Genomic DNA, 12455 nt, shown 5'->3' on the forward strand with positions numbered 1-12455 from the left:
GGTGGGGGACAATCAGGCCGCGTAACGGCCGGGGCGATGATTCATCGCAATAATCAAGTTCAGAATGGTTGCTCCCAGAATCGAAACAATCAGCATCGATATGCTTACCACGAACAGGGAAGTCAGCACAATGACAACGTCAACACCCATCTGGAATTTTCCCGCTCGCAGGCCGTATTTGTCCTGAAGGTACAGCGCCAGGACGTTAACGCCACCGAGGCTGGCCTTATGGCGGAATAGCACAATGAAGCCTATGCCCGTGATGATGTTGCCGAACAGCGTGGCGTAAAACGGATTGAGCCGATCAAAATGAACGAAAAGCGGGTGCAGATCGGAAAATAAAGAAACTAAGCCGACGGCGCTAAATGTTTTCACCGTGAATTCCCACCCCATGCGACGCACGGCCAGATAATAGAAAGGTAGGTTCAGCAGGAAAAACGCGACGCCAAAGGAAATGTTTGTCAGATAGTGGACAAGAAAAGCGATACCAGCAGTGCCACCGGTGAGAGCACCTGCCTGACGCAGTAGGATGATACCAAACGATGCCATCAGCGTACCGATCAGTATCGCCAGCACATCTTCCAGTCGCGTATGTGATATTTTTTGTGTGGGAATAACGTTATCCATGGTGAGCACTCAACAGATGGTCGTAAAAATATGTGCTTACCCAAGCAAGAATCACACCAGATGATACCGCTTAGCGGCTGGTTTTCGCGAAAGACCTGCGGTAATAAGAGCAACGTATTGAATTATATAGATGAAAATAATGCGCGATTCGTGCGTTAAATTTATATTTATTGGTTTTTTTGTGCAAATAAATGTCTTTTATTGCGTAAATAATTCATTTCTATGCACCAAATAGGCACTATTGCCCCAGTTTAGGGCAACACAGGGGGTTCCGGTGTCACCAAACCGTTTTCTTTGAGGCGGTTCAAGACGACTGAGGTTTTCAGATGCGCGACACTCTTGTTCTGCGACAGAATCTGGCTAATCAGCGTGCTGAGCCCTGGCAGATCCGCGACGGCGACTTTTAACAGATAATCGGCATCACCCGTCGTCTTATAGGCATCGATAATCGCATCCACTTCCCCTAGCATCTGGTGAAAGCGTTCAACGTATTCGCTGGTGTGGTTGATCAGCCGCACCTCAATTAACCCCAGACATTCCAGACCAACGGCATTCGGTGACAGTCGGGCATGATAGCCGAGGATCAGTTGTGCCTGTTCCAGCGCGATGCGGCGGCGGGAGCACTGTGAGGCGGAAAGCCCGACCAACTCACTCAGTTCCTGATTGGTCAGGCGGCCATTGGTTTGCAGCAGCGTCAGAATTTTCAGATCGAAATCATCAATGTTGTACATCGCGTTCCCTAAACAGTGTCAGATAGTCAGTCAAACAGACTACCAGCTTTTTAAGCCGCGTTGCCTATGAGTTTTTTATCGCTGATTTCCGAAACGTTTTGTTCTTTAAGCTGCCTGCACGGCAGTGAATGCTGGCTCGATGCGCAGCATGACAGCGCGCCCTTTCTAAGCTGCCTATACGGCAGTGAACTTCTTTCAATACCATGCCGCCCCACGCATTGCTTTCTAAGCTGCCTATACGGCAGTGAACCCTTTCCGCCATAAATTTTTATCTGCTTACCGTTTCTAAGCTGCCTATACGGCAGTGAACTCAGCTAGACGTAATTTATGGTATGTAGGCAATTTCTAAGCTGCCTATACGGCAGTGAACAAGGTTGGGCGCTGGTGCCAATTGAGCCGACTTTTCTAAGCTGCCTATACGGCAGTGAACGACAGGGCGGTGGATCACATCGTTCCGCTCTCTTTCTAAGCTGCCTATACGGCAGTGAACTGGTATTCGTCGCCGGTCACTCGGTCATCCGTTTTCTAAGCTGCCTATACGGCAGTGAACTTTTTGTCAGGACTCAAACCGGCGTAATTTATTTTCTAAGCTGCCTATACGGCAGTGAACGATTCGCGGGTTAGCGTGGGTGGTTCTGCGCTTTTCTAAGCTGCCTATACGGCAGTGAACATTTAAGCTTCAGAATGTGATTGGCCTCAAAATTTCTAAGCTGCCTATACGGCAGTGAACTTGGTTTCATGACGCTGTGGCTTTCGCACCTTTTTCTAAGCTGCCTATACGGCAGTGAACATTCAGGTCATCTGGTATCGGAGAACGCAGCCTTTCTAAGCTGCCTATACGGCAGTGAACCATCGCTGGCGTATTCAGTGTGGTCGAAAGAGTTTCTAAGCTGCCTATACGGCAGTGAACCATTTCAACCGGAGAGGTCAGTACTAGACTGTTTTCTAAGCTGCCTATACGGCAGTGAACATAGGATATCAATGTATGCCTCACGCGTAAGATTTCTAAGCTGCCTATACGGCAGTGAACATACAAAGGATACAATGCCCGTCGAGATAAACTTTCTAAGCTGCCTATACGGCAGTGAACTGGTGCGTGTCGCGGCGGCGGTAGAGGGTGATTTTCTAAGCTGCCTATACGGCAGTGAACTTGATAAACACGCACACGGCGCAGTGATGAGCTTTCTAAGCTGCCTATACGGCAGTGAACCTTTAGTGCAGGCAGCGGGGCGCTATTTCTAAGCTGCCTATACGGCAGTGAACGACGAGCAACGGGCGCACTGCCCATTGCCCAATTTCTAAGCTGCCTATACGGCAGTGAACTCAGATGCCGTTGATCTGGCACATGCCGTTATTTTCTAAGCTGCCTATACGGCAGTGAACTTAATTAACTGCATAACAGCCTGGGAAACGGTTTTCTAAGCTGCCTATACGGCAGTGAACGCAGCAACTTCACGCTGACGGGTTTGCATGTCTTTCTAAGCTGCCTATACGGCAGTGAACCGACTCACTTAACGAATTTGCATACGACCCGTTTTCTAAGCTGCCTATACGGCAGTGAACACTTCTAACACGCCTTTATGGTCATCATATACTTTCTAAGCTGCCTATACGGCAGTGAACGAATAACGTCGAGCGTGACGTCATCCAGCACTTTTCTAAGCTGCCTATACGGCAGTGAACAAATCCAAGAGAGTACGAGCGCCGTTAGCATATTTCTAAGCTGCCTATACGGCAGTGAACACTCTGATAGTTCTATATTGGGTCACGTGGAATTTCTAAGCTGCCTATACGGCAGTGAACACTATTACCGTGACGGTGAATTTACTGTTAACTTTCTAAGCTGCCTATACGGCAGTGAACATCCTATTATTAATTAGCGTTGCAGTCGCTAATTTCTAAGCTGCCTATACGGCAGTGAACTTAGTGCACGTTACGCCGTTTAGCGTTTCAGATTTCTAAGCTGCCTATACGGCAGTGAACATTGGAATAAGGCAATTAATAGCCGTGCTTAGTTTCTAAGCTGCCTATACGGCAGTGAACGCTAAACTGCTGGGCGTGCTCGATGAAGTTAATTTCTAAGCTGCCTATACGGCAGTGAACATTCTGTTTATGTTATAAAAGATTCTTCCTGCGTTTCTAAGCTGCCTATACGGCAGTGAACCGTAAGAGTTTTATGCTAATTACCAGATTATTAAAGCGAATACCCTGTTTTCTCGGAAAAACCCTTTTTTACAATCGAGGCTGTAGGTGATTAAAAATCAGTAAATTACGACTAGCCGTTAAAAAAGGGTCTTGGAGGAAGCGCGTTGTAGATTTTATTCTTTGTCTCGGCCTGTTCCAATCTGCATCACTCCACAATGATCCGTTCGTCATCCTCTCCCAGACAGATACTTAGCTGCTGCCCGCTGGGGCTAAAGGCGCAGTAGGGTAAAGGTTCACGCAGATAGAGATGCAGTGGGAGTACCAGATAAAGCGCGATCAGTACGAATGCGGCGATTGTTTTGGCGGTGATTGTGTTTGTGGAGCGCGTTTTTTGGGTAACGGTTTTGCTCCGCACTGGGCTATGAGGTCTCGAATTGTGCTGGGCGTGCCGATATTTCACGATGCCGATAGTGGTCATCGCTACGCCCACCAATATGGAAACATGCAGTTCGCCAGGCGTCGGAGAAAGTATCAGTTCCTCATTTTCATAATCCTGCCAGTATTGAATACGCCATAGTGCGCTGATACCGATTTGCACCAGCCCTGCTAATATCAAGGCAACACGCCATCCCGAGAGTCGAAAGAGCGCCAGAAAGCAGAACCCTAACGCGGCGCAAGACCAGTAAATCAGATCGAATATCGCACCGAACATACCGCCAAACAGTGTGCCACCAACATCAGTCGGTTCCAGCGTATAAAAATTAATGAGCGCAAACAGCGTCAGGATAGCGGATGCGGCAAGCCAGCTTGCCGCATAGTAAAGGATAGGGCCGAAAAAACGGGGCGGTTGAGGCATCTGGTGCATCCTTACACAAAATAGATCATATACTCGTAATACTTCAAGTTGCATGTGCGTTGGCTGCGTTCACTCACCCGAATCACTTACTTGTGTAAGCTCATCGGGATTCCCTCTCTTGCTGCCTTCCTGAAACTCGAATTATTTGGAGTATATGTATTATTATGATTTTTTATTAATTATCCGTGTATTCCAACGTGGCACGCTGTGTTAAGCGGGTAATCAGCTCATAGGCGCTGACGCCCGTGTGTGCGGCAATGCGCTCAACCGATAGCGCTGGCCCCCAGAGAATAGCCTCATCACCCACCTTATCCTGCGCCTCTGGTCCTAAATCAACGGTGATCATATCCATCGATACGCGACCAGAAAGTGGCACTTCGCGCCCGTTGATGAGCACAGGTGTACCCGCTGGCGCGCAGCGTGGGTAGCCATCACCATAGCCAACGGCCACGACACCCAGGCGCGTATCGCGCGGGCTGGTCCAGGTGCTGCCATAGCCAACGGCTTCCCCTGCTTTGTGTTCGCGCACGGCGATCAGGTGAGAGGTAAAAGTCATGGCAGGCTGAAAGCCAAAATGAGCGGCGTCTTCGTTATCCAGCGGCGACACGCCGTAGAGAATGATGCCAGGGCGAACGCGATCGCGGTGCGCTTGCGGCCATAGCAGAATGCCACCGGAGGCGGCGATGGACTGTGCGCCGGGTTTGCCCTGTGTAAAGGCATCGAAGCAGGCCAACTGGCGTTCGGTGGTTCCGGCTTCGGGTTCATCCGCACGACAAAAGTGGCTCATAATATTGACCGGCTGCACGACATTGCGGCATTCAGTCAGGCGTTGCCAAAACGCGTCGGCCTGTTCCGGCAGAACGCCGAGACGGTGCATGCCAGTATCGAGCTTCATCCACACGCGTACCGGTTGTGACAGCGTGGCCTGCTCCAGTGCGGCAAGCTGTTCGGGGCTGTGAACGGCAGTTTCTAGCTGGTGCTCAACCAGAAGCGGGAGATCGTCAGCGGAGAAAAAGCCTTCCAGCAAGACAATCGGTTTGGTAATGCCCGCTGCGCGAAGCGCCAATGCTTCGGAGAGTCGTGCGACGCCGTAGCAGTCAGCATCGCAGAAGGTATGAGCGGATTCGATCATGCCGTGGCCGTAGGCATTGGCTTTCACGACGGCAACGACCTGGCTGCCAGGCGCTAGCTGGCGGATACGTTGCAGGTTGTGGCGTAACGCACGCCGACTAATGACGGCGGTTGCCGTTTTCATTCTTGGTCCTTAGTGCAGTGTTGTCATTGCTGAGCGCTGCGTTATTCATCGTCATATTGTGGGCCGGCATAGTTATCAAAGCGCGACCACTGCCCGTTAAAGGTCAAACGAACGGAGCCAATCGGGCCGTTACGCTGTTTCCCCAAAATGATTTCAGCGATACCTTTCAGATCGCTATTTTCGTGATAAACCTCGTCACGATAGATAAACATAATCAGGTCGGCATCCTGCTCGATGGAGCCGGATTCACGCAGGTCCGAGTTGACCGGGCGCTTATCGGCGCGCTGTTCCAGACTACGGTTAAGCTGCGACAGGGCGACGACCGGAACCTGTAATTCTTTTGCCAACGCTTTGAGTGAGCGAGATATTTCTGCAATTTCCAGCGTTCGGTTGTCCGACAATGACGGCACGCGCATCAATTGCAGGTAGTCGATCATGATCAGGCTGAGGCCGTCATGTTCACGGAACACGCGGCGAGCGCGGGAACGGACGTCGGTTGGCGTCAGGCCGGAAGAGTCATCGATGTACATGTTGCGCTTTTCCAGCAGGATCCCCATGGTACTGGAAATACGCGCCCAGTCTTCATCGTCGAGCTGACCGGTACGGATACGGGTCTGATCCACGCGAGACAGAGACGCGAGCATACGCATCATGATCTGCTCGCCGGGCATCTCCAGACTGAAGATCAGTACGGGTTTATCCTGCATCATCGCCGCGTTTTCACACAGGTTCATGGCGAAGGTCGTTTTACCCATCGATGGACGCGCCGCGACGATGATCAGATCGGATTTCTGCAGGCCTGCAGTCTTTTTGTCCAGATCCTGATAGCCAGTAGAGACGCCAGTTACGCCGTCGTGCGGGCGCTGATACAACTGTTCGATACGGGAAACGGTGTCTTCCAGAATGCGATCGATACTTTTCGGACCTTCGTCCTTGCTGGCACGGTTTTCAGCGATCTGGAAGACGCGGGATTCGGCCAAATCAAGCAGATCTTCACTGCTACGCCCTTGTGGATCGTAACCCGCATCGGCGATCTCATTGGCGACGGAGATCATTTCACGCACGACGGCGCGCTCACGCACGATGTCGGCGTAGGCACCAATGTTGGCGGCGCTTGGGGTGTTTTTTGCCAGCTCGGCCAGATAGGCGAAGCCACCGGCGGATTCTAATGAGCCTTGCAGTTCGAGCGATTCGGACAGCGTAATCAGGTCGATCGGTCTGCTCATTTCCAGCAAACGATGCATTTCGGTGAAGATCAGGCGATGGGCGCGGTTATAGAAGTCGTTGGCGACAACGCGCTCGGCGACATTGTCCCAGCGTTCATTGTCGAGCATCAGGCCACCCAATACCGATTGTTCAGCTTCCAGCGAATGTGGCGGAAGTTTCAGACCTTCCATTTGGCGGTCACGGGGTTCATTCGATTTATTGGTGGGTCTTTTCTCTGCCATGAAACGGATTCTTTACCGGTTGATTTGCCATTGGATAAGAGGGCATTGTATATGCCGCACGTCCGAAATAACACAATCCATATCCATAATAGAGCAATGATGAACCTGTCACGATTAAGGAGATAACATGGCAAAACGCGTTCAGTTTCGGGCTTATGGCGGCCCAGAGGTGTTGCAATATGGGGATTTCATGCCTGCCGAACCCGCAGCGGGAGAGGTTCAGGTGGAGAACCGCGCCATCGGCATTAATTTTATCGATACCTATATTCGTAGCGGCTTGTATCCCGTGCCTGATTTGCCTTCCGGGCTGGGAACCGAAGCGGCGGGCGTCGTAACGAAAGTCGGCGCGGGTGTGAGCGTGCTGAAAGTCGGCGATCGCGTCGTGTATGCGCAGTCCGGGCTGGGGGCATATAGTGAGGTGCATAACGTGGTGGCGGAGAAGGTGGCGCTGCTGCCAGACGCCATCAGCTTTGAGCAGGCTGCGGCCTCTTTCCTGAAAGGGTTGACTGTTTACTATCTGCTGCGCCAGACGTATGACATCAAGCCGAATGACGTTTTCTTGTTCCATGCGGCTGCGGGCGGCGTTGGATTGATTGCCTGCCAGTGGGCGAAGGCGCTGGGGGCGAAGCTGATCGGGACGGTAGGTTCCGATGAGAAAGCGGAGCGCGCAAAACAGGCGGGTGCCTGGGCGACCATTAATTACCGTAGTGAGAACATCGCGCAGCGCGTCGCAGAACTGACCGATGGGAAGAAAGTGCCGGTGGTGTATGACTCGGTCGGGAAAGATACCTGGGAAGCTTCGCTCGATAGCCTGTGCCGTCGCGGGCTGATGGTGAGCTTCGGCAATGCGTCTGGGCCGGTGACCGGCGTCAATCTGGGGATCTTGAACCAGAAAGGCTCGCTGTACGTGACGCGTCCTTCACTGTTTGGCTATGTGACGAACCGTGCTGAACTGGAGCAGGCTAGCAACGAACTGTTCTCATTAATTGTCAGTGGGGCAATTACGGTAGACGTGCCGCAAAATCAAAAATTCGCACTAGCGGATGCACAAGCGGCTCATCGGGCGTTAGAAAGTCGCAGCACGCAGGGTTCATGCCTGTTGATCCCGGGCTAATGGTTTAGGAAGGTTATCGTAGCGTGCTACGGTAACCTTGCCTTTCCTCGTTCGGCTGGGCTTCGGTTTATTTGCCGTGCCCTTCTGTAGAAGAAAAGACGGCTGCCCGTAGTATTACTTATTAACAAAAAAACCAAATCAACGTGTTTGTTTTTTAAACACCTCGCGGTAGGATTTGACGAAAACATAGACTCAGACGCTGATTCAAATTTTCTGCCTTGCACGTTCTCTGCGCCGTACATTATTTCTCTACCTCTTCGCTATCTCGATTGTTGTTTTCACAGGTGATGTATTCATCTGCTTTTGAACATACATAAAGAAGGATGCGAATATGAGATCCATCAAACGCCTGCCAATGCCCCCCACCCGAGGTGTTCTCGGGCATGTTGATTACTTAAAACGTAGTGACATCCATTTACAGATGCTGCGGTGGAAAGCGCAGTACGGACGCTTTTACCGATTAAGGCTGGGGCTTACGCCAGCGGTAGTGATTGCCGATACTGAATGGATTCGCACCATAATGAAATCCCGTCCTGGCGAGTTTCGGCGCATCAGCAGTATTGAATCTGTTTTTCAGGAAGCCGGGTTGAACGGGGTTTTCTCATCGGAAGGAGAACGGTGGGAAAACCAGCGTAAACTGACGGAACCGATGTTTCAGCCCGCTCATCTGAAGTATTTCTATTCGAGTCTCAGGAAAGTCACTTCTCGGCTATCTAACCGTTTTACGATGTTGGCTGAAACTGGGGAAACGATCGCCCTGGTGGATGAATTTAAGCGTTATACGGTTGATATCACATCATTACTGGCTTTTGGTGAGGACGTGAATACCCTTGAACAAGGTGATAACCCGCTATCGCAAAGCTTACGTCACTTATTTCCCATCATTAATGAGCGCTGCGAGTCTCCACTCCCTGTATGGCGCTATATTCGGAGGGCGCGAGATAAACAGTTTGATGCGAGTCTGAACCTGATTCGTGAGTATGTGGATGGATTCATTTATCGCCAGCGGCAACGTATCCAGCTCAATCCACAATTACTGGACGCGCCTGAAAATATGCTACAGGTGATGCTCGCTGAGCAGCAAAAAGACGGGATGCTGAAAGACGACGATATTGTGGCGAATGCGATTACGCTGCTTATTGCAGGGGAGGACACGACGGCAAATACGCTTACCTGGATGAGTTTTTTGCTTTGCTCGGCTCCTTCGGTAGAAGCGTGCGTTTTTCAGGAGTGTAAAGAGGTGACTGATAGTGTTGAGGCCATCCTTCCGTGGCCGTTGCCGCGTATGCCTTGGCTCACCGCTGTGATGTATGAATCCATGCGGCTTAAGCCCGTCGCGCCGTTGCTGTACCTTGAGCCTACCAAGAACACCGTCATTGATGATTTCCTGATCAAAAAGGGCACGCCCTTATTGCTAATGCTGAATGCGAGCGGGTTTGATGACGAGCTATTTCAGCAGCCCTATGATTTTATGCCTGAGCGGTGGCTTGAGCGCGGAAAGGCGGCTTTTTCCGATCTCCAGCCCTTTGGCGGTGGGCCGCGTATGTGCCCCGGACGGTCTTTAGCATTAATGGAGATCAAACTGGGTTTTCATGCACTGTGTAGCGGCTTTCGCGTAGAGGCACAGCAGGCGGCATCGGCCGTCACCGAGAGTTTTGCTTTTACGATGACACCATCAGGTTTTTGCGTGAAGCTACACAAGCGCGAACAGACGCAATAAAAAAAGCGTGATGGCGTGTGTCAGTGGAAGGTCGATAAAGGCAGGAAAGCTTGTTTCTGGACGACATAGCCTGGCAATAATACCGACTCCTTAAGAGCCGGTATTATTGCCTGAAAGGCCGTGGCCGTTACGCAAATTTCATCAGACTGTATGTAGGGTACAGCGTGGTGATCGTCACGAAGGTGCCGCTATGCGGCTATTATTTCCTGACGACGATGAAATCGTGTGGCATGTTTGCCACGACGTTTGTTCACTCTATAAACGACAATCGAGTGTCAAACAGTGGCGTCATCCTAGCAGCCACATCAGGGAAAAAATATCTGCTGGCGCACACTTTTGTACTAAAACAGATTGTACTAAAACTGGTCGTACTAAAATAAGACGGCCTTAAAACAAGGCGGTGCGAAGATCAATTCGTGTTAAACACCGCGTTGGCCGCCATTTTCGCGCGTAATTCAGATTTTTCCCTTTTATGGCATTACCACTGATTCCCATTGCGCTGACGATAGGTGTATTTTTGATAGGTATAACGGTGCGAGTTGTAGACAGGTCGCCCGCTAAACTTGCGCCATAGCCATACCGCTGCAACGGCTAAAATTAGCCACGGTAGCACCTTTATCGCCATGCTAAACAGCCCGCCAATCAGCATAAAAAGGGACGCCACAAACAGTGCCGCAATCACGCCCAGTAATGACACGCCCGTCAACATCAGCATGATAAAAAAGCCAATAACGAAGAAAATTTCTAACATGGTGTGCTCCTGTAGCGGTTAAACCGCAGAAAAATGAGTCTGCGTGCTACATAAGCAATTACAAGAATCGTGCCAAGATGCGTCGCTGATAAGTCGTTGATCTATCAGAGACGCCAGAAAGAGAAATGAGAATGTATTGGTGGAAAATACTAACTATTGGTATTTTTTAAACCAGATTAACCAGCGTCAACGCACGTTCTACTACCGCAGCGTCGGCACCGGGCTTGTGGGCGTTTTCGCTGAGGTAGCGTCGCCACTGACGAGCACCGGTGATGCCTTGAAACATGCCGAGCATATGGCGTGTAATGTGGCCTAATGACGCACCGCCAGAAAGTTCGCGTTCGATGTAGGGATACATGGCTCGCACGACGCCAGCCAGATCCGGAGCAACGGCATCAATACCAAACAGTTCACGGTCAACCTGCGCCAGAATACCGGGATTTTGGTAAGCCTCACGCCCCATCATCACGCCGTCCAGATGTTGTAAATGCGTTTTGGCTTCTTCCAGCGTTTTAACGCCGCCGTTGATAGCGATAGTCAGTGCTGGAAAATCACGTTTGAGCTGATAAACGCGCGGATAATCCAGCGGTGGAATTTCCCGATTCTCTTTCGGGCTAAGGCCCGATAGCCAGGCTTTGCGCGCGTGGATGATGAAGGTATCGCACTCGCCGCGCCCAGCAACGGTTTGGATAAACTCGCACAAGAATTCATAGCTGTCTTGATCGTCAATGCCGATGCGGGTTTTCACCGTAATCGGGATTGAGGTGCTGTCTTTCATTGCCTTGATGCAGTCTGCTACCAGCGCGGTTTCGCCCATCAGGCAGGCGCCGAAACGGCCATTTTGTACACGGTCTGACGGGCAACCGACGTTCAGATTGATTTCATCATAGCCGCGCTGCTCTGCCAGTTTGGCGCATTGAGCCAATGCCGCAGGATCGCTGCCACCGAGTTGCAGCGCCAGAGGATGTTCGTCTTCGCTGTAGGCCAGATAGTCGCCTTTACCGTGAAGAATCGCGCCTGTTGTCACCATTTCGGTATACAACAGCGTCTGGCTAGTCAACTGGCGGAGAAAATAACGGCAATGACGATCGGTCCAGTCGAGCATCGGCGCGACGGAGAAGCGGTTAAGACTAGAGGCGCGGGAGTCGGCGGATACCGTGTTGCTTTTATCTGATTTTACGTCGGTCATGGTTTGTCAGTCATCATTTCGTGTGTTTTGGCGGTGTTGTCTGAGGTTACCTTTGCTGGCGCGGGATTGTAGCACAGGGAATAGGTCGTGGCAGATAGCGATCTTGTTTCATATCAGGGAACATGCGTCTTCATTTCCAGTAACCGCCTCGACCGTTTCGTCGAGGCTTTTTTGATCAAGACGCCCCGTGGATAAATTAATGCAGCTCAACTTCCCAGTCTTCATAAGGTGGTTCAACGGTGAAACTGGGATCACAGTATTGTCGTAAATAGTCTGTTGCCCGTTTTTCGGCATATTTGGCGTTCAGTACGTTACCGTCTTCATCCAGCTCTAACACATTGGCGTAGATCGCGAAGACTTGTTCAAACGCGCTGGGTTCTTTGCCGTACAGCGAAAGGTAATCAATGCCTTCAAGCGTATTTTGGGTGCCGCTAGCCATGAAATAGGCGAAGGTTCTTAATGCACTGCTAAAGTTGTGGCTTAATTTCATGGTAACTTTTCTCCCGTTATTGACTACTTTGCGCATTTATAGCTCATCAATCGGTGTCAGCCCGCCGTATTCATCAGAGTAAACGTATTTTCCAGCAATTACGCTGGGCGCATAGCTCTCATGTTGCTT

The 12455-nt window shown here is 50.9% G+C and carries 10 protein-coding genes and 1 CRISPR repeat array; of the genes, 2 read left to right on the forward strand and 8 right to left on the reverse strand.

Going from position 1 to position 12455, the window contains the following annotated elements; translation table 11 throughout:
* Nucleotides 1-12: 12 nt before the first annotated feature.
* The 5 genes from A8F97_RS00450 to dnaB all read right to left on the reverse strand — a co-directional run bounded on the left by A8F97_RS00450 (nucleotide 13) and on the right by dnaB (nucleotide 7062).
* Entirely contained in the window at nucleotides 13-627 is a 615-nt protein-coding gene (locus A8F97_RS00450) for a YitT family protein (RefSeq protein ID WP_014701293.1), read from the reverse strand.
* 251 nt (nucleotides 628-878) lie between these two features.
* Nucleotides 879-1358 (reverse strand): Lrp/AsnC family transcriptional regulator, encoded by a 480-nt coding sequence (locus A8F97_RS00455; RefSeq protein ID WP_014701292.1) that lies wholly within the window; start codon nucleotides 1356-1358, stop codon nucleotides 879-881.
* 102 nt (nucleotides 1359-1460) lie between these two features.
* Nucleotides 1461-3522: a CRISPR direct-repeat array (repeat unit 28 nt; unit sequence TTTCTAAGCTGCCTATACGGCAGTGAAC).
* A 186-nt stretch (nucleotides 3523-3708) separates the two neighbouring features.
* Nucleotides 3709-4359 carry a hypothetical protein gene (locus tag A8F97_RS00460; RefSeq protein WP_033072106.1) on the reverse strand — a complete coding sequence of 217 codons (651 nt, stop codon included), beginning with the start codon at nucleotides 4357-4359 and terminating at the stop codon, nucleotides 3709-3711.
* A gap of 175 nt (nucleotides 4360-4534) precedes the next feature.
* The gene (alr, locus tag A8F97_RS00465; protein ID WP_033072105.1) at nucleotides 4535-5614 is read right to left on the reverse strand and encodes an alanine racemase; all 1080 of its coding nucleotides are present in this window, start codon (nucleotides 5612-5614) and stop codon (nucleotides 4535-4537) included.
* Nucleotides 5615-5655: 41 nt separating this feature from the next.
* A complete protein-coding gene (dnaB, locus tag A8F97_RS00470; RefSeq protein WP_014701289.1) occupies nucleotides 5656-7062 on the reverse strand; it encodes a replicative DNA helicase in 1407 nt (468 codons plus the stop codon).
* Nucleotides 7063-7189: 127 nt separating this feature from the next.
* Between dnaB and A8F97_RS00475 the strand changes: the two genes are divergently transcribed.
* Both A8F97_RS00475 and A8F97_RS00480 read left to right on the forward strand, forming a co-directional pair.
* Entirely contained in the window at nucleotides 7190-8176 is a 987-nt protein-coding gene (locus tag A8F97_RS00475; protein ID WP_033072104.1) for a quinone oxidoreductase, read from the forward strand.
* 331 nt (nucleotides 8177-8507) lie between these two features.
* On the forward strand, nucleotides 8508-9896 hold the full coding sequence (locus A8F97_RS00480) for a cytochrome P450 (protein WP_015731157.1): 1389 nt from the start codon (nucleotides 8508-8510) through the stop codon (nucleotides 9894-9896).
* Nucleotides 9897-10374: 478 nt separating this feature from the next.
* Here A8F97_RS00480 and pspG read toward each other — a convergent pair whose 3' ends face one another.
* The 3 genes from pspG to A8F97_RS00495 all read right to left on the reverse strand — a co-directional run bounded on the left by pspG (nucleotide 10375) and on the right by A8F97_RS00495 (nucleotide 12326).
* On the reverse strand, nucleotides 10375-10647 hold the full coding sequence (pspG, locus tag A8F97_RS00485) for an envelope stress response protein PspG (RefSeq protein WP_014701285.1): 273 nt from the start codon (nucleotides 10645-10647) through the stop codon (nucleotides 10375-10377).
* A gap of 166 nt (nucleotides 10648-10813) precedes the next feature.
* Nucleotides 10814-11836, reverse strand: a complete 1023-nt coding sequence (gene dusA, locus A8F97_RS00490) for a tRNA dihydrouridine(20/20a) synthase DusA (protein WP_033072103.1) — start codon at nucleotides 11834-11836, stop codon at nucleotides 10814-10816.
* A gap of 196 nt (nucleotides 11837-12032) precedes the next feature.
* Nucleotides 12033-12326, reverse strand: a complete 294-nt coding sequence (locus tag A8F97_RS00495; RefSeq protein ID WP_014701277.1) for a DUF7677 family protein — start codon at nucleotides 12324-12326, stop codon at nucleotides 12033-12035.
* Between the last annotated feature and the right edge of the window lie 129 nt (nucleotides 12327-12455).

It is taken from the genome of Pectobacterium parmentieri, from assembly GCF_001742145.1.
GTDB classification, from domain to species: domain Bacteria; phylum Pseudomonadota; class Gammaproteobacteria; order Enterobacterales; family Enterobacteriaceae; genus Pectobacterium; species Pectobacterium parmentieri.